The following is a 20,669-nucleotide window of genomic DNA, read 5'->3' on the forward strand; positions in this document are numbered from 1 at the left end:
TTGTGGATCGTCAGGGCGGTCCCGGTTCGCGGCGGAACGACCTGACGCGTTCGAGCAGCTGCCGGGCGTCCGGTTCCGGCAGCCGGTCGCGAACGACGGTTTCGAGGGAAGCCAGCCGGTCCTTCGGCCGTGCGGAGCGAAGAGACCGAGCCGTGCGGATGGCCTCGGCGACGACCCTGTCGGCCTCGTCGAGGTCGTTTTCCATCGCGTGCCCGAGCGCGAGCAGGATCTGCGTCAAAGCCCGGCTCCTGGCCATCTCGGGTCCGTAGCCGGCGACGGCCCCGGCCAGGAAGGAAATCGCCGCACGGGCGTGGGACGCGTCCACCGAACGAGCCAGTTCGACGTGCACGGTGCCGCACATGGCGGCCAGATCGTTCGCGTCGAAGAACGCCGCCCACGGGGGCGACGGGCCGCTCACCGCGGCGAAGTCGTCCTCCGCCCGGCCGAGCTCTGTCAAGGCCGGAGCTGCCTGTCCCCGCAACGCGTGCGCCCACGCCTGGTTGGCGTGAAGAATGGCCTGCGCGTGCCGCGAGCCGGCCCGCCGGGCGACGGCCTGGCCACGGCCGAACTCGGCGAACGCACCGGCGGTGTCCAGGTGGTGCAGGTTCAGCCGGCCGGTCCGGTAGCAGATGTTGGCCACGAGATCGCCGTCGTCCGCTGCCACCGCCAGCTCATCGGCGACCGCGAAGTGCCGGCGGGCCTGCGCGACCCGTCCGGTGTCGAACTCCGTCCACGCCAGCAGGTTGTACAAGTCCCCCAGGTCCCGGCTCAGTCGCCGGACCAGCCGAGCCGGCACCGTTCCGTTGCGCAGCATAAGGGTCCACGAACCAATGGCCCGCAACGCCCGCCGGCACGATTCACCGCCGAGACGGTAGTCGAGCGAGCGAAACGCGCTCACCGCCGCCTCCAGCCCTTCGACGTCGGCGAGCTCCACCCGCACCGGAAGCCGTTCACCGTCCGCGATGGTCACCATCGGAGCACTCCCGGTTGACGGCGAGTTGTCGGGAACCACCGGGGGCCGGAGTAGCGGGAAACCGGTTCCACCGGCATTCCCGGAAACCGACGTTAGGCTTTTCATGCATCCGGGCACACCGCCGAGTGGGGCATCCCGTTGGCGGCAGCCGGATCGCACGTGAACCGGCAAGTGCAGCAGAGCTTGCGTATCCACTCTCCTGGCGGGTAATTCCGACGCGATCGCGAATGTCCACAGTGGATCGACAGTCAATCCCGCACCGGATTTCACCCCGGGGGCGGCGGCGTGCCGGCGAGCCCGTCGGCGGGCTCGAGTCCGAGCACCGCAAGCAGCAGCGCACAGTCCTCGGCGTCGTTCGCCGCCGAGGCCACCAGCCGGGCACCGCGGAAGCGCTGATCACGGGTGAGCGCGACCGGGTCCGAGCTCGGCTCCTCGGACTGCCGTACGCGCCTCACCGCCGCACCGGGTCGGACCGGGCAGCCGAACCTCGGCACCTCTGAGCGGTCATCGGCTCTCCACCGGCGTCCGCCGCATACGGTGTCGGCGCCTGCCGGATCCACCAGCATAGCGCGGCGACCTCGCCTGCGGGCGGTGAACGCAGTGCCGGACGTCACCCGGGACCACCCGCCTGGACGACTACTTCGCGGACCGGCGGACCTAGTCTGAGCCCCCCACCGGACCCGGACGGGAAGGCAGCACACCCGCACCTCCCCGGTCCCGCACGCCACCGGAGCCCGTCGCCGCGGTGCCGGACGACCGATCTCGAGCCCGCGACCGCCGTACCGATCCGAGGAGAAGTGCCCATGGTCACGAAGACGACCGACCTGGAACCGGAAACGATCGACCGGATCGGGGCGGAACTGGACGCCCTGCGCTGCCGGCTGGCCGCCGACCTCGGCGCGACCGACGCTGACTACATCCACAAAGTCATTGCGGTGCAACGCTTCTCCGAAGCCAGTGGCCGCGTACTATTGTTCGCCGGGTGGTTCCCGCCCGCATGGCTGGGCGGGGTCGCGGCGCTGGCGTTGTCGAAGACCCTCGACAACATGGAGATCGGCCACAACGTCACGCACGGGCAGTACGACTGGATGAAGGACCCCGCACTGAATTCGCGGACCTTCGAGTGGGACATGGTCTGCCCGGGCGAGCAGTGGCGCCGCTCGCACAACTTCATGCACCACACCTACACCAACATCCTCGGCAAGGACCGCGACGTCGGCTACGGCATCCTCCGCATCACCGAGGACCAGCCCTGGCACCCGTACTACCTCGGCAACCCGCTCTACGCCGCCGCGCAGGCGATCTTCTTCGAATACGGCATCATGCTGCACGACCTGGAGATGGACCGGATCGTGCAAGGAAAGCGCGGCTGGGCCGACGTCCGGCCGCTGCTGGCGCCGATGCTGCGCAAGACCGCCCGGCAGGCCGGCCGCGACTACGTCCTCCACCCGTTGCTCACCGGCCCGCTGGCACCGCTGACGCTGACCGCGAACATCACCGCCAACCTGGTCCGCAACCTCTGGGCGTTCGCGATCATCTTCTGCGGTCACTTCCCCGACGGGACCGAGGTGTTCACCGAGGAGCAGAGCCGCGACGAAAGCCGCGGGCAGTGGTACCTGCGCCAGCTGCTCGGCTCGGCGAACATCGAAGGGAGCCCGCTGTTCCACGTGCTCTCCGGGAACCTCAGCCACCAGATCGAGCACCACCTGTTCCCGGACCTGCCCAGCCACCGCTACCCGCAGATCGCCGCGGAGGTGCGGCAGATCTGTGAGCGCAACGACCTGCCGTACCACACCGGATCCCTGTCGTCGCAGCTCGGCTCGGTCGTCCGGAAGATCTTCCGCCTGGCTCTGCCCCGGTGGCGCTGAGCCGCCTCGCCGCCGGCCGCGGCACACCATCGACGACCGGGTCACCCGGCCGGCACTGACGGCAATGCGCGGTCCCGCGTAGGCTGGGTGGCCGCCCCGGACCTCGGCGAGACTCGTCCCGAACGCCGAACGAACCGGGAGTGCGCAGTGGGATCACCGATGGACGACCTCGACGACGAGTACCCGGTGGGCTGGGTGCTCACCTACCGGCGACGCCGCACGCCCGGCCCGCCGGTCGGCAGTTGCGCGACCGGCGTGGTGCTCGGTTCGCCGGTGCGCGACCCGCGCACCGGGGCCGGCCGGATCCCGCCCGCACCACCCGGCGGCACCCGTGCCCCGGCGGTCTGGGTGGCGGAAGAGGACATCATCGGCATCACCCCGAGGTGAGTCACTCCGCTCGCGGGGCGGGACTTCGTGCACCCCAGCCCGGTTTTCTTCGTGTCCACATCGGACCCACATCGGGACCGGTTCCCGAACGGCACCGGAGGACCCCGGGGCTTGCGCGACCAGGTCGAAGTGGCGCCGCAGACCCCAACGACGACGTCGCACGAGCACGGCCCAGACGACTTTTCCGCCGCTCCAGGACCGTGCGCAACCCCAGCGCCGGGCGGCCCGGACGACCAGCCAGAGGCCGAGGCCCGGTTCCACACGGCTGAGCCGCTCGTGCAGCACGGCCGGACGCGGGTCGCCGTCGGCCACCGCCACGGTGAAGCTCCGGCGCCGCAGCTCCAGCCGCAGCCCCGGCGCCGACACGGTGTGCCGCAGCACGTTCTCCACCAGCTCGGTCACCACCACGACGGCGTCATCGGCGTAGCCGGGCACCTCCCACGTCGCGCAGACGTGCCGGACGAACGCCCTGGCATCGGCCGACGTGGTGGAGGACAGGGCCGGCAGCCGGTCGGCTCGCCGGGCGGTCGCGAGCGGCTTCCGCCATGGCGGCGTAGCGCACATCGTCGCTCGACACCCGGTACGGCGGCGAAGCCGCCTTGGCCGAGCAGCTCGCCTCCGGGCAGCTCCGAATTCGCGCGCTCGGACGACCGTCTCGTGCTCGCCGCGGCCCTCGGCCATCTCGCGCGGCGCGAGGGCGCGATCATCGAGATGCGGGTTCACCGGGGAGTTCACCCAGAGCGAGATCGCCGAGCGCGCCGGGGTTTCCGAGATGCAGATCTCCCGCCTCCTGGCGAAATCGCTCACCGAGCTCCGCCACCACATCGCCGGCTGACGCTTGTGGGCGGCCTCGCTCCGGTCAGCTGCCCGTCGCGTCGGCCACGGTCGGGTAGACGGCCAGCACCTCGTCCAACGCGGTGAGCGTGATGGTGCGCAGTGCTGCGCCGGTCGCGACCACGCGCAGCCGGGTGTGCTCGCCGACGGCACGTCGAGCGTCGAGCAGGACGTGCAGGCCCGCCGAAGCCAGGAACTCCACCTCGGTCAGGTCGACCACCAGTTTGACCGGCCGCTGGGCCGCGCCCCGAGCGACGGCATCGGACAGGCGGGGCGCGGTACGGAGGTCCACCGTCCCCGCGGCCGCCACCACCAGCGCGCCCTCGCGCGCGCACACCGACACGACCAGGTCCTCGCGCAGGCCGGCCGGAGATTCTTCGGGATCGGGACCGCGGTGAGTCACGACAGTCATTCTGGCGCACGCAGCGTCATCCGGACCGGTGATCTGGTGCGTCAGCTTCGGTCGGGGGAGACGGCGAGCGTCGCCCAGACGACCTTGCCGCCCGACCACCGGCGGCTGCTCCCCCAGGTCGCCGCGGTGTCCGCGACGATGCTCAGTCCGATTCCGGGGGCACGCAGATGAGTTCGTTCGAGGAGGACGGCAGGGCGGGCATTCTCGTCGGCCACGGCGATGGTGAGCAAGTCCTGGCGGAGGTCGAGGTGCAGCTCCGGAGACGAGGTGGTGTGCTGGAGCGCGTTGCCGAGGAGTTCGTTCACGATCAGGACGGCGTCGTAGAACAGCTCTGGCACTCCCCAGTCCGTCGTCCGGTCGCGAAGGAACGCGCCGGCCAGCTTGGTCGCGTCCTCGGTTCGCGGGAATTTCCGGTGAGCCCCTCGGCGGGCGAGGACCTCTTGCCGGCTTTCCGCGACCTCGGCGTCGCCGTGGACCGCGACGAACCGATCGACCCCTCGGCGGCGGAAAGCCTGCAAGTGGATTTCCTGCCGGGTGACCAGGGCCAGCGGGATGCCCGGCCAGTGGGCGATCCGGCGGGCAACCCGGGGAAACACGACGACGGGGGACAGCTCCCGGATGATCAGCCCGTCGATGTCCGCGATCAGCGCAGGCGGTCCGTCGGCGGCCACTTTCAGCAGGCCGTCACGAGGAAGGCGTACCCGGACAGGTCGAGCTCCCCGGTAACGGTCACCAAGGCACTGGCGGACCGGGGCGCGAAAACCAGGGTGACACCGCCGGCTAGCACGGCGGGGATTCAGCCTTCGGCGGCGCCGCGACGTCACTCGCCGGCATTGCGGTACCGGGATCGGCGCGGCACCAGCACGGCCCAGACGACCTTTCCTCCGGCCCACGACCGGCGGCACCCCCAGGCACGCGTGCTCTGGGCAACCAGCCGGAGCCCGAGACCGTGCTCAGTGGGGGGCTCGAGCAGCACGGCCTCGTGCGAGTCATCGTCGGCCACCGCGATGATGAAGGTGCCCGGGCGCAGCTCCAGCCGCAGCCGAGGGCGCGACGTGGTGTGCCGGATGGTGTTCTCCACCAGCTCGGTCACGACCAAACAGGCGTCTTCGGCCTGGTCCGGCACGTTCCACTGCTCGCAGACCCGGCTGGCGAACGCCCGGGCGACCGACGATGCGTCGGGCGAGGCGGCCAGTAGCTGCAGAGCCCGTCGGCGGGGTGGGCGGTCGCGTGTCCGTTCAGCCGCGGGAACGTCGGTGTGGCTCGGCACGAACCGGTCCGCGGCCTGCGTCGCCAGCCAGGCCACGTGGTCCGGGTGGTCGGTCACCACCGCGAACGGTATTCGCGGCCAGTCATCGATCCTCGCCGCGATCGCGGTGAAGACGGTCATCAGGGTCGTGTCGTCGATCCGCAGGTCGCGGATGTCGGCGATGACGCTCACCGGAGCGTCGGTGGCCACCTTGAGCACCCCGTCGCGCAACTCCGCGCAGTTGTCCGAGGTCAAGGTGCCGCTCAAGGTCGCCACCGTCGATTCCGCCCGGTGGTCGGGCACCAGGTGCAGACCGTTTTCGCTGTTCATCTACCTGCCTCGAGCTGAAGGGATGGCAAGGTACCGGACCCGGGTTCGCCGCTCGCGGCAGCACGGGCGGCATCGAACCCTGACGCGGCGACGACAAAGCGCAGCCGGCACACCACTGCTGCGGAGCGTGCCACCGCACGGGCTCCGAGCCGCCGATCTCCGCGGGCGCTACCGCCGCGCGCCTCATCTGCCGGGTAGCGGACGTTCGGCCGCCGGCCCCGGAAGCGTCGAGGTGATCATGAGGTCCTCCGCCGATGCCTGACCATTGTTGGCCGTACCGCCGGGGTCCGGAGCGGGACGCGTGCCGACGGCCGACCAGGGGTCAGCGCCGCCGATTCACCCAGTGTAGCCCCGGAGCCGGCAGGTGACCGAGGTGAGCGGGTCCCGGGCTCAGGTCCGGCCGGCACGAGGCGAACCGGGTACGGGGAGGCGCCGCGGACATCGAGCTGACGTCCTTCGCGGCGGCCTTCGCCTGGATCTCCGAGGTCAGGGCAGCGAAGCGGATGCCGCGGCCGCTGCTGGGCAACGGCCTCAGCCAAGCGGGCGGAGTCGCATTGCCATTCCCGGTGAGTGCAGCAGGGGTCCGTCGGGCCACCAGTCCCGCACGGGAGCCACGCCGGGGTCGAGGAGTTCGTAGCCGTCGAACAGCCGTCGCAGCTCCGGAACGGTGTGGCAGCGGACGTCGGCCAGATGCGCGGTGGCGCTGAGCCAGACGGACGTTCGAGAGCGAAATGGACCTCCACGAGGCGACCTTCGAGCTGACGATCGGCGCACGTGACCTCAGCCGTGGGTGACGCGGACCCGGCTCCTTGCCGCTTTGAGCGACGAAGTCGACGACTCCTTGCATCCCGGCCGTCTGGACGAGCTGATCGGAACCGTCACCGGGATCTACGAGTCCGGCGTGGCCGCTGACGGAGAACCCCTATACGCCGTCGTTCAGGACACCTTCGGCGAGTACCTGGCCGCCCGCTGGGTCTTCGAGAATGCCCGGGACGGTGAAGATCTCGCCCGGCGGGTGGCCTGCATGATGGCCGTCGGCCGATTCGACGCGGGCTGGCAGTACGTGCTCGACCTCGCCGAGCGGCGAGGGCGCCCCCGTGCAGACCTCCTGATTCAGCTGCGACGAGCCTCCGAAGACATCCCAGACCCCGCCGGCAAGGCCCGCATGGTCGGAATGTTGAACTGAGCACGTTGGCCGCTGAACGGGTGACGCGGATGAGCGGCTCGCCGCATAGAACGTTATACGACCACTGGCTCGGGTCGCGGCTGCGCTGATCGGGCGAACGGCTCGAAGCCCGCCGTCATGACCGGACGGCCGCTACATCCGTCCAGCGTGATCCCACCTCATTCGCGTTCTCCTCACATGGCCGGCCCCTCTGCCTGCGCGACCGACCTGCTCGCGCAGTGGATGGCCACCGGCAGCTCCACCCGCACGGCTCGCCCAGCACAGATGGACAACGGGTTGCGGTTCGCCTTCTACGGCCGGACCTCGACCACCCGCCATCAAGACCGCGTGTCGTCACAGGGCTGGCAGCGCGACATGGCCGATGAGTTGATCGCGGGCCACGGCCAGGTCGTCGCCGCCTACTTCGACGCCGGCACCTCACGCCGCGTCCCGTGGCGACAGCGACCCCAGGCTGCCCAGCTCATGACCGAAGCGTCGAGTCCAGAATCCGTGATCGATGCGGTCGTGGTCGGCGAGTACGAGCGCGCCTTCACCGGCACCCAGTTCGCCACCCTCTACGCCTGGTGCACCCGGCTCTACGCCTGGTGCACCCGGCACGGCCTCCAGCTGTGGCTGCCCGAGACAGGAGGTCCCGTCGATCTCGCCAACCGCGATCACCGAGCACTGCTGTCGCTTCTCGCCACCCAGTCGCAGCGCGAAGTGCTCCGCGCCCGCCACCGGGTACTGGCGGCGATGCACAACCAGGCCACCCAGCAAGGCCGCTACCTCGGCGGACGACCACCCTACGGCTACCAACTCGTCGACGCCGGCCCCCACCCTAACCCCGCTGACGCCCGCTGGGGCCGACGCCTCCAGCGCCTCGCACCCGATCCACGAACCGCCCCCCCACGTCGCCTGGATGTTCCGCCAGCGTCTCGCCGGGCACAGCGTCGCCAGCATCGCCCGACACCTCAACGAGCGCCATATCCCCTGCCCGTCTAGTGCCGATCCAGACCGCAACCGGCATCGAACCCGCCGTGCCTGGACCCTACGCACCGTCGCCGTCATCCTGGCGAACCCGCGCTACACCGGTCGCCAGACCTGGAACCGCCGCGCCACCGGCACCGAAGGCCCAGCCTCAACGCCCGCGCTGTCGGCGAAGGCTGCCCATGCCGCGCTGATCACAGAGCAGGACTTCGTCGCTGCGCAGCAAGTCCGGGCGGCGCGCCCCGCCGGCGACGGCCAGACTCGCCGATTCGCCCTCGCCGGGCTCATCCACTGCGGCGTTTGCAACCGGCGGCTGGACTCGCACTGGAACCACGGGCGACCGACGTACCGCTGCCGCCATGGCCACACCAGCACTCAACGCGCGGGCCAGCCTCGACTGAAGTCCCTCTACATCCGCGAGGACCACCTCGTCGACGAGATCCATGTCCGGCTCGGCGTTCAAGACGGTGACGGCCACGCCGGGTTGAAGTCTGCCCGGGCACTGAGCAGTCGCGTCGCGATAGCACTGCGCGATTCGGGACAGTACGTCGTCTGCGACAACGCAGGATGGCGACTGCAAAAGGTCGATTCAAGCTGAACTACGATGGCCCCGGCTTCAAGATCGCGTTTCGCGATCCGTGGGGTAATACTGTGTCCGAGACTTGAACCCCCATACGTGGGATATCTCCCGTGTTCGGGGAGATCATGCGCTCATGTTAGCTCAGAGTCACTACTCATGCTCGACTCATCCAGATTCACCCACGAGCGGATCGACGACGCCGTCGACGTACTCCGTCGGCTTCGTTCAAGGCGATCACGGCGGTGACGGTGTCGGACGGTCCACGACAGTCCAGTTGAATGCAACTAAACACCGTTACACTTGATAGCGTCGCAGGTCAGCAAGTGTCGTCCCCGCACGCGCGGGGCTGGTCCCTCTGGCAACGGCTTCGGGGCGCGAGGTGATCGGTACCGAAAGCTCGGTGATCGGCTCGTCCACGAGTTCGTCCCCCGTGAGTTTCAGTTCGCCGGCACCGAGCAATGCCGCAGCACTTGTCCGTCCGCGCGGTCGTCGACGAAGCACAACGGTCCGGTCGGAGGTGTCCGGAAGGCACGCGCGAACGGCTCCTGCCAACAGCTGAGGGTGATCGCGTCGGCCGAAGCCAGAAGCTCGGAATACGGCTGCACGCTAAGCCGCTGATCGTACTTGACCGGGTACCACTTCCAGACGGCATGCACCACTGCCGTGCACCGGTCGATTCTGCGGCAGCGTGCGTACTCCGCGCCGACGTCGGTTCCCAGTTCTTTCTGGGCGGCCGCGATCCGGTCGAGAACGCCGAGCAGCATCGTCTCCAGCACATCAAGGTGACCGGCGAACCGGCGGATGAGACGCTCCCCACCTTGAGCTGCGACCCACGTGATCATGTCGTCCCGCGCGGCCGAGATCGTTTCCGCGCAACGCGCCATCCCTCACACGCAGGCGGTCAGGATTGACCGGGCCGATGAGCAGCGAGGGGCTCGAAGCCGTCGTTTGAACGTCCATCGTCCCCTCGGGTCGCCAGATCACCTGCCGAAGTTACAACGGCGGCCGCCGGCTACGTCCTCGACACCGATCTCGCAAGCGCGCGGTCGGCGATCACCTAGGTCGGTGACACCACCCGCGAAGCCCTCACCGAGATGCGGCGGCTGCTCGATGTGCTTCGCGTCGACCCCAGTGAGGAACCGGATGTCTCACCGCAGCCCGGCCTCGTGCTGCTCGACGAACTGGTCGACCGCACCCGCACCGCCGGCGTGCCGGTCGACGTCGTGGTCTCCGGCGAACCCTGCCCGTTGCCGCCGGGCACCGATCTCTGCGCCTACCAGATCCTGCAGGAGTCGCTGACCAACGCTCTCAAGCAGGCCGGCCCGGCCAGGACCCGGCTCGAGGTCGGGTACGGCGAACGCGCCCTCACCCTGCGGGTCAGCGACGACAGCCGGCCGAAGGCCCTGGTCCCGGATGTCGTCCCGGATCGCACGGCATCCGGGCATGCCCGAACGCGCCGAGCTGTACGGGGGTGTGCTCACCGCGAGCCCGCCGAGGACGGCGGCTTCCACGTGGTCACCCGCCTGCCGACGACGGACCGGCCACGACGATCCGCGTGCTCGTCGCCGACGATCAGGCCCTGATCCGGACCGGGCTCATCGCCCTCGTGAACGCCGTATCGGGCCTGGAGATCGCCGGCGAAGCCGCCGACGGCGAACAAGCCGTTGCCCTGACCGCCGAGACCCACCCGGACGTCGTGCTGACATCGTGCTGATGGACATCGATGTGCCGGTGCTGGACGGCATCGCCGCCACCCGGCGCATCCTCGCCAGCCCTGAACCACCGCAGGTCATCGTGCTTACGACGTTCGAGCTGCCCGAGTATGTCTACACCGCGCTCGGCGACGGCGCGTCCGGGTTCCTGCTGAAGGACACCCCGCCGGACCGCATCATCGCGACCGTCCACACCGTCGTGGCGGGCAACATCCTCATCGCACCCCGGATCACCCAGCAGCTCATCGACACCTACGCCGACCACCACCACCGCACCGCCGCTGCCGGCCGGGCGGCGCTCACCATCCCACCGTGCGGGAGACCGAGGTCCTGCGGCTCGTCGGCAACGGCCTGTCCAACGGCCTGAACACCGCGCTGCTCGTCCTCAGCGAGGCGACGGTCAAGACCCACGTCAAGCACCTGATGGGCAAGCTGCGCCCGACGAGCCGCGCGCAGGCCGTCGTCGTCGCCTACGAAACCGGGCTGGTCGTTCCGGCCGACCGCCCCCGATGACCTTCGCCGGGCCGCGCTCCGCACGGTGGTGGCCGGCGAGTCCGAAGACGCTCATCTTGTGCCAGCGAGGAAATCCCGGTAGTACGGTCCCATGGCCGCGTCCGACAAGGATCCTGACCTCGCACAGCGACTGCTAGACCAGCTCAAGTGGGTGGAACTGCGGGTGAGCAACCACGCAAACCTCGTCGGCGCTGACGAAACCGACCCCGGCACCGTGGATTGGTGTGCCGCGGCAACGGTACGGGTGCTCCCGGCCGACGAGCCCGACGACGTCCGACCGTGGTACGAGGATGAAAGCACCGCACTTTCGGTCAAAGCGCTCGACGCGGAAGCCATCGGCGTCACGATCCTCGAAGCCAATGGCTTGACCATCGACCTCCGGCACGTCAACGACTTGCACGACGCACTCGACGCGCGCAGCGCGGACTACGCCGAGTTCATCCCGCTGTTCGGCGGTCGCGATCGTTTCGGTTTCGTCACCCTCAAGGGTGACCTCGAAGAGGATGTCGAATCCCTCGGATCCCAAGCCGTCATCATCGATCGAGTACGGCTGGCGCCGGGCTGGCGCGGGCTCGGCGGCGTCGGACGCGTGCTGATCGCGCGCCTGCTCCGCTGGGTCTGCGCCGATCCACGGCTTGTCGCCGTCTACCCCTTCCCCATCGACCTCGATCGCTCCCTTCTCGACGATGAATCGATCTTCGAACCCGCGTTTGAAAGGGTGTGCCGCACTTGGGCGTCACTCGGATTCCGTCCGGCCACGGACAAACTGTGGATCATGGACCCCGCTGACGGGGAGCACGAGAACGCCGTCGACCGGCTCGAGGAAGCCCTCAAGATCACGAAAGACAGATAGAGCAGCAGGTAGGTGGACCTCAATCCGGTGTCGGCCGGACGCGCAAGCCTCGCATTGTCCACCTCACCGGCGGTTCTTACGCCGGGCCGCGCTTTGAAGCTTGCGCTTGGATTTCTTGAGATCACCGCCGCTGCCTTTGCCCGCAGACACCTCGCCGCGTTGTGCCCGGTTCAACGCGGTTCTGCGCCAGTTCGCCAAGATTTCCGGCAGGTGTTCTCGGCTGTTGAGCCACTTCACCGCGGCACGGGTGTACAGGTCCTCGGTCTCCTCGAACTTCTTCGCGAACCCAGGTGCCAGCAGGACCCGCCGTGCGAGAGTCGTGTACATCGGGTCACCGGCGAAGCGCTGCATACCCTGCACGGTGCTGATCCCCGGACAGAACGCTCCACCGACGAACCAGGCCGCCCCCGCCATCACACTGCCGGAATCCTCCCCCTCCTCGATTGTCGGTTCGGTGAGGCGAGTGACCACCTCTCGTTCGATGTCATCGACGACGACGTCCGTGTCGGCCTCCAGAGCTCGCTGGTAAGCCTCGATCGCTTCGGCTGAGGTCGACAGCGTCAGCCGCTGTTCGACATCGGTGGTCTCGAAGTGCAGAACGGATTCGGAGGTCTGCAGCCCCGAGCGTCGACCGAAGACCCGCGCTGTCCGACGGAAACCGGTCAGGAACGTGACTGCAGGACGTTTCATGCCCTTGCGGAGCTCGTCACCGTGCCGGGCGTACGGGGACGAGACGAACGGGCAAACCTGAGCCGCGTAGAGGGCGCAGATTCCGTGCACCGGTGCCTCGTTCGAGACGAGCGTCGCAGCCTTCGCCATCGCTTCGTCGAAGGAAACCTGCCACCGCAGCTCCTCGCCGAACGGAAGCGCACACACCGCACACAAGTCAAAGGTGGCCAGAGCAAGTTTTCGTGGCTCCGAAAGCGCACCGAAGTCGACGTCGCCGGGCGCCTGGCTGGTCGTGGCGATGATCGGGTAGCCACGGGGGTCGACACGAAGGTGCTCGAGCCGCTTCGGCCTCGGCACCGACCGGGGCCCCTTGCCTGCCGGGCCGGGAGAATCACCGTGAGTCATCTTCTCAGCCTATGGCACAGAGCTGGTGAGCGATCGCCTCCCGGCCCTGCCCGGGGCACGTGTGCGGCTTCAGCCCCACGACGGTGCGCTGACCACCGATTTCAAAGTGCCACGCACTCGGCAGCCTCAAGTCCTCGCCGCGAGCCGCTAGTGGCTCTTACCAACCACGGGAGGCTGCGAGTTGTGAACCGTATCAGCCGCCGTTCAGGCTCCGTGCGCCCACCACTGCATCGCCAGGATCTTCCACCAGGCCGGCCAAGACTGCAGATCTGCTCTCGTCTGCCACGAGATGAGGTTGTTGCGGATGGTCAGCGTGGACTCGTGTCCGGCCCCCAGTGCGCGCTCTAAATCCGCTAGGAGGGCTTGCAAGTCCTCGACGGCGCCGGCCAGGTCGCCTGCATCGCCGCGCCAGGAAGCGAGGTTGTTGCGAGTGATCAGGGTGTCGCGGTGGTCGGAGCCGAGTACGCGGCGCTGGTCGGCCAGTACCGACTCGTATTCGGCCACCGCGCAGGCCGGGTCGCCGCCCTCGCCGCGCCACCGAGCAAGCATGCCGCGGGTGGACAGGACACTGGGGTGGTCGGAACCCAGGATGCGCTGTTGGTCGGCCAATAGTGCCTCGAGTTCGGCGACGGCTCCCCCGGTGTCACCGGCCTCACCCCGCCAGGAGGCGAGGTTGGCGCGGGTGGTCAGGAGGGCGGGGTGGTCGGCTTCGAGCACGCGGCGCTGGTCGGCCAGCAACACTTCGGCTTCGGCGACGGCGCGGGTCGCGTCACCGGCCGAGCTTCGCCAGTAGATGAGGTTGTTTCGGGTGGTCAGAGTGCTGGGGTGGTCGGGGCCCAGTACGCGCTGCTGCTCGGCCAGCAGCATCTCGTACTCGGCGATCGCGCCGGGTACGTCACCGGTCTGGCCCCGGAAGCTCGCGAGGTGTCTGCGTGTGATCAGGATGGAGTAGTGGTCAGGGCCCAGCACACGCAGTTGGTCGACCAGCAAAGCTTCTAAATCGGCAAGGGCGCCAGCAGCGTCACCGGCATTACCCCGGCAGGAAGCGAGGTTGCCGCGATTGCACAGAGTGCCCAGGTGGTCGGGGCCTAGTACGCGTTGATGGTCGGCGAGGAGCTGCTCGTACCCGGCGATGGCGCCAGCCGAGTCGCCGGACTCGTCGCGCCAATGGACGAGATCGTTGCAGATGGCCATCACGAGATCGTCGTCCGCCCCAACGGCATCTTCGGCCGTGGCTCGCAGCGCTTCGAACTCGGTGACAGCACCTGATGCGTCGCCAGCCATCCCCTGCAAACGGGCGAGATGACAGCGGGCGGCCAGAGTCTGGGGATGGACTGGCCCCAGCCGGCCGGTCGCATCCCGATGAAGGCGCAGAAAGTGGGTGGTGGCGGCGGTGATCTGCCCTGATTCGGCCAACGACCGCCCGATGCGGAACAGCAGCGGGTGGTAGTCGGGTTGGGAGAGGGCCGAGGCGGTGACGGCGTCGAGGGCTTCGCTGCAACTGCGCAGCGTCCGGGCTACACCGCGGTCGGCGGTGTCGAACTCGGGCCAGAGGTCGAGCAGCGCATCAGCCGTGAGCCGGGCCAGGTCGCCGACGTGTGCCGGGGTGAGAGCGTCGCGGACCGCACGCTGTACCAGCGGGTGCACCGCCACCGCGCGACCCGGCCGAGTGGGGTCGAGGGTGAGGAGGTTGAGCCGGTGCAGGCACGCCAGGCCGTCCTGGACTGCTTCTTCATCCACCTCACGCCCTACCGCCGCGCCCAGGCAATCCCGGACGACGGTGCCGGTGAACACCGCCAACGGACTACCATGAGGATCCAAGAGGCTGGCCACCTCGAGGAGCGGCCGGGCCAATCCCCGGGGCCGGAGCCGGTCGGCGCGTTCGATGGACAGCGACCAGGTCGCGTCCACAGTCGCTGCGTACTGGTCAGGTAGCTCGGCCGAGCTGGGCAGGACATCTGCGAGCGTATACCGACGGTCGGCCAGCCGCCGCCGGTAGCTGGCGACGGTGAGCAACGGCTTGTCGTGCAAGAAGGCCACCGCCTGCGACAGCGCCAGCGGTAGCCGTCCGAGGTCTTCGGCAAACCCCTGAAGCTGCACCCGCTCCACCGCGTGGCCGGCCAGCGCCTTGGTCAGGAAGTCGATCGCCTCGGCCTCCGTGTAGACACCGAGCTCGATGACGCGGTGCCACATGCTGGTGGCTGTGTTCAGCGCGGCGTCCCGACGCCGCGATGTCAGCAAGATCTCGCCCGAGTCGTTGGGCGGAGGCCAGAGTCCATGCAGATCCTGCGGATCCTGCACGTCGTCGAGCACCATCAGCCAACGTCGGCTGGTCGCAGCAAGCCAGTCCCTCAGCAGTTGCGCGGCTTCCTCAGGGGCCCGCAGGGCAATGTCGGGTATTGTTCCGGACAGCACCTGCCGAGCGGCTTCCGCGTAGGTGGTGATCACCGCGTCGCGGGACAACGCCGGCATCCAAACGGCCAGGTCGATGGCGCTGTCAGGCCATACCGACCACGCGTGGTGGGCGGCGAGCTGCGACTTGCCCACTCCGCCCAACCCGGAAACCACCACACTTCGGCCGCGCGCCCTGGTTCCGCCTGGCGCCAGGGCTTCCGCCAGCTGTCGGCGAGCGTCGCGGTGCTGGTAGTGGTCGACGACTTGCGGGGGCACACCCAGGCGCACCGGCCATGCGGTCCTCACGCCAGGCACGTAGAAGGTGTTGCGCTGGACGTTGTTGTCGCCGACCTGGGCACCGAGGTTGTGATCGACGGCGAACGTCCCGCCGAGCGGATGCGCAGACTGACCCGTGCGGGGAAAGCGGCGTCGGGGCACAGTAGCTCAGGAACTGAAGGTGTTGGTCTGCGTGTTGTGGTCCCCTACCTGGACTCCCTGGTTGTCCCGCACCTCCACCTGTCCATACCTACTGCCCGAAACCCCCGCGAGGCCAGTCAACTCTAGGACGTGCCGCGCCGCGGCGACGAGCTCGTCGTCCAGCTCGACAGCGGCTGCGGATAACGCCGCCGCCAGCTCGGCTTGGTGTGCTTCAGGGGCTGCTGCCAATTCTGCTTCCAGTACAGCTTGTCTGTCCTCGAACGTCGAAGGGGAGCGTCGCACCGCTCTGAGCGTCAGCGACTTCAATCCCTCGTACCCGTCCCTCACCGCAGCCGAGGCCGCACCACCCGCACCCGCGGCTGCCCCAGCCGACAACGCGGCGACCACCAGCCCTACCGATTCCAGCAATTCCTACCCTCCTGACTTTCCCAGCTCAGTATGAACCGCAGCCGCATCCCAGCCAGGACGACACTCCGGACAGTGTCGAGTCCACGGGTCGTTATCGACCGGTATGATCACACGGCTCCAAATTGAAGACCTCACGGCACGCGCTGGCATCTGATGCAACACAACGATTCAGCGGCCATCAGCTCGACGAGCGACCCGCATTCGACTCGGCCGATGGTTCATCGGCCGGATGGGTCCATCCGTTCTTGGATGCCTGCCGCTCCTGCGACTCGGTCAGCAGCGCATCAGCAAACTGCTGTCCTCGTTCAGCCTCGCTGAATCTCGCCATGACGTCGCGAACGAAGTTGCCCAACATGACCAGCTGCGGCGGTGTCAGCTTGTCACTGAAATCGATGAGCGTCTTCGCTGCCCGCACCCAGCCACTGTCAGGCTCCCATTTTCGCACCAGCTCCACCAGCCGGTCCGGGTCTCCAGCAGGTGAGGATCCGGTGAGCCGCGGCGAAGGCGGCAGCAGCATGAACAGCTCGGCCGCAGCTGGATCCCGCAGACACTCCTCCCGAAGGAACCGCATGCGCGCTTTGATCTGCCGGTGTGCCAGCTCGTCGAGTTCGAGTTCGTGGCGAGCATGTTCCACTCGCATCGCCGCTTCCAGGTCCTCCGGCCGTACTCGGACGGCTAAGGTCGCCTCCCGGAGCTCTGCACCCGACACCGAGAACGGAACCCGCTCCATCAGCCGGTTCGCCAGCAGTTGCCGCACCGATTGCCACCGCACCAGCGAAGACTGGCTCGTCACATCCTCGAACGCCGCTCGGACATGGTCGGCGCCAGCCATGCCAACCTCCCCGTTCTGCGCTGCGTTGGCTATCGCGACGCCAAAGAACCGAATCTGGACATCGAAGTAGAGGCCGTCATCCCGACTCGGCAGATACTCCTGGTGCTCCCACCTCTCATACGGCTCACGGCCTCGATTCCGCCGTCGCGTCATGCCGAGCTGCCCGAAGCCGCCCCGTGAGAAGCCATGAAGTCGTCGTCCACCTTCCCGGTGATGAGCGTGTAGAGCTGCTCGCGCTGCTCCACCTCAGCCGAAGGACGTTTGCTCCACTGGCGTACCAACCCCGTCAAGCGGTTCCGCGGTGACTCCTCGCCGGCGATCTCCGGACCCCGCACCGCCCGGCACAAGATATCGGCGATCCGCCCGCGATGTTCCGGGAACGCGACCGCTGCCTCAAGCCAGAACGGCAGCACCTCTTCCAGGTGGTCGTCACTGTTGCCCGGCGCCAGCAAGCTGCGCCAACCGCGGGAGAGGTCCTCGACCGTGGGCGCCGGCTCCTCGCGCTCGACAGGTTCGATCAACAACGACGGCTGCCGCGAATCGACCGGAGGACTCATAAGAGCGAGCGTGCAGAACGACTGCCGACCGGCGGCAGCGGTCTTGTCGTCGCCACACCATCCGATGACAGCCGCGAACAACGCGTGCCGGACAGTCTCGTCGTCCCATAACGTCTGCACGGCCTCCTTCACCGCGCCGACAACGCGCACATCGTCAGAGTTCGCCGCATGCTTCAGCCGGATGAGGGCCTTGCCCGTGTATTTCCTGCCGAACTGCCGGGAGCAGATCTCGGCCACGGCCAGCTTGCAGGGCTGCTTGCTGCCCGGTGACGCGTTCGCCCAGGTCAGCAGCATCGGGTGAATACTGCGGGCGGTGCTGGGCTGCACCGCCGCGTGATCCAGGACGTCGATAAACTCCGACCACACCACCCCTTGGTCGTACCACTCTTCCGCGATCCGCGTGAGCGGCTGGGCTCGTCCCTGCCGGACTGCCCAATCGACCGCCAACTGGGAGATACGCCCCGCCAGCGCGCGTCGCTGTACCTCGGTAAGGGATTCGAGCGCCTCGTGCTTGTGTGACTGCACAGCCCGCTCGGCCAGCCAGTCGAGAAACAACTTGCGCGACAATGGCCGGTCGACCCAGAAGTACTGCAACGCCGCGTCGTCCCAGCCAACGCGATCGAACACGACCGTGCCATCGTTGGCGAGGTCTGCCTCCACCGCATCGACCAAGTCGATCACGCCAGGCACGTCCTGCCCGGTCGGTGTCCTTCGTCTGTGCTTCTCCCCCAGCGCCTGCCCCAGATCGGTGGCTCCTGTGTACACGTAGGCGACAGGTGCCCCCTTCTGGACAGCCGCTGAGATCAGAAAGTTGCGCTCGATGCCGGTCCGCCCCTGCGCGCGATGCCACTCCAGCAGCCGCTTGTGCCAGTTCAGGCGGGCTTCGACGACCACCTCGACGCGCTTGTTGAACAGCCAGTCGTCGCCGCGCACCAGTCCACCCTCCGCGCCGCGGTCCGTTTTACGTGCGCCGTCGTCCTCCAACGCCGACTCTGGCATCTGCTGCGCGGCGACGATGAGCTCGACGATCTCCTGTACTTCTGCCGGGATCTGGCCGGTGATCAAGCGTGCTACCCGCCGGTCGGCAAGCCATTGCTCGACCGGGATCTGGCTGTCTCGCACACGTAAGGCTCGGCGGGCGATCTCCTGCGGGTCAACCCGACCGTCCCGGATGGTGACAAGGCCGGGAACCTGCGCTTCGGCGCGGTTCCACTGCTCGACGCTCATCACCATCACCATCCAGCAGGACTGGTTGCGCAGCCTCTCCTGCAGTGCACGCAGGCTGCTGCCGAACGTCGAGTGCAGCTTGAACTCAGCCTCCTCGGCGGGAACCTCGACTACATAAGCCCGGTCACGGTGTGGTGGCAGCTGCCTGACGGGGAACGTCGACCCACCACCAAAGCTCAGGGCACCGACCTTGACCCCGCGCTCCTTGTGGATGGTGGCCAACGACGCGTGCGCCGTAATGAACCGACCGCGATCCTGATCCAGGGCGACGACCATTAGATGAGAATCCATCCACTCAGCGACACGGTTGCCAAACCCAGCCGGAGGCGCGAACAGCTCCAGCACGGCGGCCAGGTAGTCCCCGTCCGCGTCAAACCGCTCAAGACTCTCCTGCAGATGGTTGACAATTTTGATCGCAGTGTTTTCGCCCGCGTTGGAGTTCGCGATCGCCACTGCCCTGCCTGCAGTAGCCAGCGCGTCCGCTGTCGCTGCCGCCGCGGCTGGTGACACCGCGTCTACCTCCGACAGGGCAGCCGCAACTGCTTCATCGGATGCCTCACTGACCGCGGCCGCCGGTTCCGCGCCGCCCGGTTCCGAACCAGCACCCCCGTGCCATGCCACGACGTCCGAGCGATGGCCATCCGGCCGCGCCGGCTCCGGCTGGACCCGGCGATCGTCGCGGAACAGGCTCATCCCAGCCTCCGCTCGATCCGCATTCCGGTAACCTCGCCGCCAGCCTTGACCGTCCTCGTACGGACTCGCACATCGGCACGCCCGGTTTCGCCGATCTCCTCGGCGACCAGCCCTGTCACCGTTCCCTCAACGTCGTCGCTTTCCACCTCCACCGCCACACCAGCGCGGGCCACAGCGGCGATGTCGATGGGTCGGCCCTCGATACGCTGCAGTTCGCCCAGCACAGTCTCCAAATGCCCGACTAGCTTTGCGTCGTCAGACCGCAACGGCAAGCCATGCTCGTCGTAGACTTCGAGTGCATTCATCGCACGCCTCAGGTTCTCCACCGACTCACGCTCAACTGCAGTTCCGCTGGCCCCTTCCGCACCGTCCTCCACGTTATCCTTGGTCGCATTACGCCGATCCAAAAATGTGCTTGCCCGATCGAAAAGAAACTTAAATGCGGCCGCCATCATCGGCCCCGTCATGGTCGCCAGAGACACCGCGTCCGACATACCGCCCCTCCCCATCCCTCACCGACCAGCACAGCCAGCCCGAACAGCCTGACGCCGGATCACACGAAAGACAAGCATTGCAGACGATCACCACCCAACAAAACGCATTTAACCCTAATTCTTCCTTAAATTGCCCACCGAGCCGACTCCGACCACCTTTGACAAAAAGTGGACAGGAGGACGAATAATCGCAGGCCTGCACGTGCAGGTTCACGGCCGCCCAGAGTCGGGGTCATCCAGGCAAAACCAATGCCACAGACGTCCAGCCTGTTCGACCACCCGCACTACCTGAACCGAGCCTAGGCAAGTTCGCCTCTGACCTGCAGCTCGGTCGACCGCGCCAGGTGCGGCGAACTGCTCGGCGCGGACGATAGGAAGGACGAATCGGTGCCGGTTCAGCGGCCGATGGCTACACTGCAGGTGGAAGTCGATCAAGTCGATGACTTCCTCGCAGGTCCGGTGGCCGAGCAGGGGCCGCGCCGGCAAGTCTGGCCTGACAGCACGAGCCGCTGTCGGATACCGGTCACTCGGCTGCGACCGCATCCCCGCGCCGGCCCCGCACCCCTCGCGTTGGAGTATTGCGGCACTGCACCTGTGCCTGACAGCGTCATCCGGGCCTGACCGCCACCAAGCGTCCTGCCCTGGGGGCGGCGATCCCCGGCCTCGCCTCTCGATGACAGGGTCACCAC

Annotated in this window: 23 protein-coding genes; 11 read left to right on the forward strand and 12 right to left on the reverse strand. The window is 68.0% G+C overall.

The annotated features are described in order from the left end of the window. Nucleotides 1-10: 10 nt before the first annotated feature. Both AB0J40_RS08070 and AB0J40_RS08075 read right to left on the reverse strand, forming a co-directional pair. Entirely contained in the window at nucleotides 11-973 is a 963-nt protein-coding gene (locus AB0J40_RS08070; RefSeq protein ID WP_364449199.1) for a hypothetical protein, read from the reverse strand. A gap of 266 nt (nucleotides 974-1,239) precedes the next feature. Beyond that, nucleotides 1,240-1,428, reverse strand: coding sequence for a hypothetical protein (locus tag AB0J40_RS08075; protein ID WP_364449201.1), 189 nt, complete (start codon nucleotides 1,426-1,428; stop codon nucleotides 1,240-1,242). A gap of 348 nt (nucleotides 1,429-1,776) precedes the next feature. On the opposite strand from AB0J40_RS08075, the gene AB0J40_RS08080 reads away from it, so the two are divergent. The 3 genes from AB0J40_RS08080 to AB0J40_RS08090 all read left to right on the forward strand — a co-directional run bounded on the left by AB0J40_RS08080 (nucleotide 1,777) and on the right by AB0J40_RS08090 (nucleotide 4,063). Further along, nucleotides 1,777-2,841 carry an acyl-CoA desaturase gene (locus AB0J40_RS08080; RefSeq protein WP_364449204.1) on the forward strand — a complete coding sequence of 355 codons (1,065 nt, stop codon included), beginning with the start codon at nucleotides 1,777-1,779 and terminating at the stop codon, nucleotides 2,839-2,841. A 159-nt stretch (nucleotides 2,842-3,000) separates the two neighbouring features. Further along, a complete protein-coding gene (locus tag AB0J40_RS08085) occupies nucleotides 3,001-3,228 on the forward strand; it encodes a hypothetical protein (RefSeq protein ID WP_364449207.1) in 228 nt (75 codons plus the stop codon). Between the two features lie 487 nt (nucleotides 3,229-3,715). Then, a complete protein-coding gene (locus tag AB0J40_RS08090) occupies nucleotides 3,716-4,063 on the forward strand; it encodes a sigma factor-like helix-turn-helix DNA-binding protein (RefSeq protein ID WP_364450056.1) in 348 nt (115 codons plus the stop codon). A gap of 24 nt (nucleotides 4,064-4,087) precedes the next feature. Here AB0J40_RS08090 and AB0J40_RS08095 read toward each other — a convergent pair whose 3' ends face one another. The 3 genes from AB0J40_RS08095 to AB0J40_RS08105 form a co-directional block, all read right to left on the reverse strand. Next, nucleotides 4,088-4,465, reverse strand: a complete 378-nt coding sequence (locus tag AB0J40_RS08095; RefSeq protein ID WP_364449209.1) for an STAS domain-containing protein — start codon at nucleotides 4,463-4,465, stop codon at nucleotides 4,088-4,090. Nucleotides 4,466-4,515: 50 nt separating this feature from the next. Continuing rightward, a complete protein-coding gene (locus AB0J40_RS08100; RefSeq protein ID WP_364449211.1) occupies nucleotides 4,516-5,145 on the reverse strand; it encodes an ATP-binding protein in 630 nt (209 codons plus the stop codon). 149 nt (nucleotides 5,146-5,294) lie between these two features. Further along, the gene (locus AB0J40_RS08105) at nucleotides 5,295-6,053 is read right to left on the reverse strand and encodes an ATP-binding protein (RefSeq protein WP_364449214.1); all 759 of its coding nucleotides are present in this window, start codon (nucleotides 6,051-6,053) and stop codon (nucleotides 5,295-5,297) included. An 817-nt stretch (nucleotides 6,054-6,870) separates the two neighbouring features. Here AB0J40_RS08105 and AB0J40_RS08110 point away from each other — a divergent pair. The 3 genes from AB0J40_RS08110 to AB0J40_RS08120 all read left to right on the forward strand — a co-directional run bounded on the left by AB0J40_RS08110 (nucleotide 6,871) and on the right by AB0J40_RS08120 (nucleotide 8,803). Beyond that, nucleotides 6,871-7,239 carry a hypothetical protein gene (locus AB0J40_RS08110; protein WP_364449216.1) on the forward strand — a complete coding sequence of 123 codons (369 nt, stop codon included), beginning with the start codon at nucleotides 6,871-6,873 and terminating at the stop codon, nucleotides 7,237-7,239. Nucleotides 7,240-7,416: 177 nt separating this feature from the next. Then, complete coding sequence (locus AB0J40_RS08115) at nucleotides 7,417-8,220, forward strand: recombinase family protein (RefSeq protein ID WP_364449218.1); 804 nt, start codon at nucleotides 7,417-7,419, stop codon at nucleotides 8,218-8,220. Further along, on the forward strand, nucleotides 8,138-8,803 hold the full coding sequence (locus AB0J40_RS08120) for a recombinase family protein (protein WP_364449219.1): 666 nt from the start codon (nucleotides 8,138-8,140) through the stop codon (nucleotides 8,801-8,803). Before AB0J40_RS08115 ends, AB0J40_RS08120 begins: the two co-directional genes overlap by 83 nt. A gap of 419 nt (nucleotides 8,804-9,222) precedes the next feature. Here AB0J40_RS08120 and AB0J40_RS08125 read toward each other — a convergent pair whose 3' ends face one another. Beyond that, nucleotides 9,223-9,627 carry a hypothetical protein gene (locus AB0J40_RS08125; protein ID WP_364449222.1) on the reverse strand — a complete coding sequence of 135 codons (405 nt, stop codon included), beginning with the start codon at nucleotides 9,625-9,627 and terminating at the stop codon, nucleotides 9,223-9,225. A gap of 324 nt (nucleotides 9,628-9,951) precedes the next feature. Between AB0J40_RS08125 and AB0J40_RS08130 the strand changes: the two genes are divergently transcribed. The 5 genes from AB0J40_RS08130 to AB0J40_RS08150 all read left to right on the forward strand — a co-directional run bounded on the left by AB0J40_RS08130 (nucleotide 9,952) and on the right by AB0J40_RS08150 (nucleotide 11,863). Next, a complete protein-coding gene (locus AB0J40_RS08130) occupies nucleotides 9,952-10,368 on the forward strand; it encodes a hypothetical protein (protein WP_364449225.1) in 417 nt (138 codons plus the stop codon). Next, nucleotides 10,341-10,499 (forward strand): hypothetical protein, encoded by a 159-nt coding sequence (locus AB0J40_RS08135; RefSeq protein ID WP_364449227.1) that lies wholly within the window; start codon nucleotides 10,341-10,343, stop codon nucleotides 10,497-10,499. Before AB0J40_RS08130 ends, AB0J40_RS08135 begins: the two co-directional genes overlap by 28 nt. Next, a complete protein-coding gene (locus AB0J40_RS08140; RefSeq protein WP_364449229.1) occupies nucleotides 10,499-10,864 on the forward strand; it encodes a response regulator transcription factor in 366 nt (121 codons plus the stop codon). The genes AB0J40_RS08135 and AB0J40_RS08140 overlap by 1 nt, the downstream gene beginning before the upstream one ends. After that, a complete protein-coding gene (locus tag AB0J40_RS08145; RefSeq protein ID WP_364449232.1) occupies nucleotides 10,810-11,010 on the forward strand; it encodes a LuxR C-terminal-related transcriptional regulator in 201 nt (66 codons plus the stop codon). Before AB0J40_RS08140 ends, AB0J40_RS08145 begins: the two co-directional genes overlap by 55 nt. 91 nt (nucleotides 11,011-11,101) lie before the next feature. Then, complete coding sequence (locus tag AB0J40_RS08150; RefSeq protein WP_364449235.1) at nucleotides 11,102-11,863, forward strand: hypothetical protein; 762 nt, start codon at nucleotides 11,102-11,104, stop codon at nucleotides 11,861-11,863. Between the two features lie 63 nt (nucleotides 11,864-11,926). On the opposite strand, the gene AB0J40_RS08155 is transcribed toward AB0J40_RS08150, so the two are convergent. The 6 genes from AB0J40_RS08155 to AB0J40_RS08180 all read right to left on the reverse strand — a co-directional run bounded on the left by AB0J40_RS08155 (nucleotide 11,927) and on the right by AB0J40_RS08180 (nucleotide 19,980). Continuing rightward, the gene (locus AB0J40_RS08155; RefSeq protein WP_364449238.1) at nucleotides 11,927-12,937 is read right to left on the reverse strand and encodes a hypothetical protein; all 1,011 of its coding nucleotides are present in this window, start codon (nucleotides 12,935-12,937) and stop codon (nucleotides 11,927-11,929) included. A 204-nt stretch (nucleotides 12,938-13,141) separates the two neighbouring features. Continuing rightward, on the reverse strand, nucleotides 13,142-15,769 hold the full coding sequence (fxsT, locus tag AB0J40_RS08160) for an FxSxx-COOH system tetratricopeptide repeat protein (protein ID WP_364449240.1): 2,628 nt from the start codon (nucleotides 15,767-15,769) through the stop codon (nucleotides 13,142-13,144). Nucleotides 15,770-15,775: 6 nt separating this feature from the next. Beyond that, the gene (locus AB0J40_RS08165) at nucleotides 15,776-16,177 is read right to left on the reverse strand and encodes a hypothetical protein (protein ID WP_364449243.1); all 402 of its coding nucleotides are present in this window, start codon (nucleotides 16,175-16,177) and stop codon (nucleotides 15,776-15,778) included. A 178-nt stretch (nucleotides 16,178-16,355) separates the two neighbouring features. After that, nucleotides 16,356-17,009 carry a hypothetical protein gene (locus AB0J40_RS08170; protein ID WP_364449246.1) on the reverse strand — a complete coding sequence of 218 codons (654 nt, stop codon included), beginning with the start codon at nucleotides 17,007-17,009 and terminating at the stop codon, nucleotides 16,356-16,358. 149 nt (nucleotides 17,010-17,158) lie between these two features. Next, nucleotides 17,159-19,486, reverse strand: a complete 2,328-nt coding sequence (locus AB0J40_RS08175; protein WP_364449249.1) for a hypothetical protein — start codon at nucleotides 19,484-19,486, stop codon at nucleotides 17,159-17,161. Beyond that, on the reverse strand, nucleotides 19,483-19,980 hold the full coding sequence (locus AB0J40_RS08180) for a hypothetical protein (RefSeq protein WP_364449251.1): 498 nt from the start codon (nucleotides 19,978-19,980) through the stop codon (nucleotides 19,483-19,485). Before AB0J40_RS08180 ends, AB0J40_RS08175 begins: the two co-directional genes overlap by 4 nt. Between the last annotated feature and the right edge of the window lie 689 nt (nucleotides 19,981-20,669).

It is taken from the genome of Amycolatopsis sp. NPDC049691 (genome assembly GCF_040675005.1).
Lineage (GTDB): Bacteria > Actinomycetota > Actinomycetes > Mycobacteriales > Pseudonocardiaceae > Amycolatopsis.

Excerpts from the sequence above, each read along its gene's own strand:
- AB0J40_RS08070 (WP_364449199.1), bottom strand. The coding sequence starts at position 973 with ATGGTGACCATCGCGGACGGTGAACGGCTTCCGGTGCGGGTGGAGCTC.
- AB0J40_RS08085 (WP_364449207.1), top strand. The coding sequence starts at position 3,001 with ATGGACGACCTCGACGACGAGTACCCGGTGGGCTGGGTGCTCACCTAC.
- AB0J40_RS08155 (WP_364449238.1), bottom strand. The coding sequence starts at position 12,937 with ATGACTCACGGTGATTCTCCCGGCCCGGCAGGCAAGGGGCCCCGGTCG.
- AB0J40_RS08125 (WP_364449222.1), bottom strand. The coding sequence starts at position 9,627 with ATGATCACGTGGGTCGCAGCTCAAGGTGGGGAGCGTCTCATCCGCCGG.
- AB0J40_RS08180 (WP_364449251.1), bottom strand. The coding sequence starts at position 19,980 with ATGTCGGACGCGGTGTCTCTGGCGACCATGACGGGGCCGATGATGGCG.
- AB0J40_RS08150 (WP_364449235.1), top strand. The coding sequence starts at position 11,102 with ATGGCCGCGTCCGACAAGGATCCTGACCTCGCACAGCGACTGCTAGAC.
- AB0J40_RS08115 (WP_364449218.1), top strand. The coding sequence starts at position 7,417 with ATGGCCGGCCCCTCTGCCTGCGCGACCGACCTGCTCGCGCAGTGGATG.
- AB0J40_RS08140 (WP_364449229.1), top strand. The coding sequence starts at position 10,499 with ATGGACATCGATGTGCCGGTGCTGGACGGCATCGCCGCCACCCGGCGC.
- AB0J40_RS08120 (WP_364449219.1), top strand. The coding sequence starts at position 8,138 with ATGTTCCGCCAGCGTCTCGCCGGGCACAGCGTCGCCAGCATCGCCCGA.
- AB0J40_RS08170 (WP_364449246.1), bottom strand. The coding sequence starts at position 17,009 with ATGGCTGGCGCCGACCATGTCCGAGCGGCGTTCGAGGATGTGACGAGC.
- AB0J40_RS08175 (WP_364449249.1), bottom strand. The coding sequence starts at position 19,486 with ATGAGCCTGTTCCGCGACGATCGCCGGGTCCAGCCGGAGCCGGCGCGG.
- AB0J40_RS08080 (WP_364449204.1), top strand. The coding sequence starts at position 1,777 with ATGGTCACGAAGACGACCGACCTGGAACCGGAAACGATCGACCGGATC.
- AB0J40_RS08105 (WP_364449214.1), bottom strand. The coding sequence starts at position 6,053 with ATGAACAGCGAAAACGGTCTGCACCTGGTGCCCGACCACCGGGCGGAA.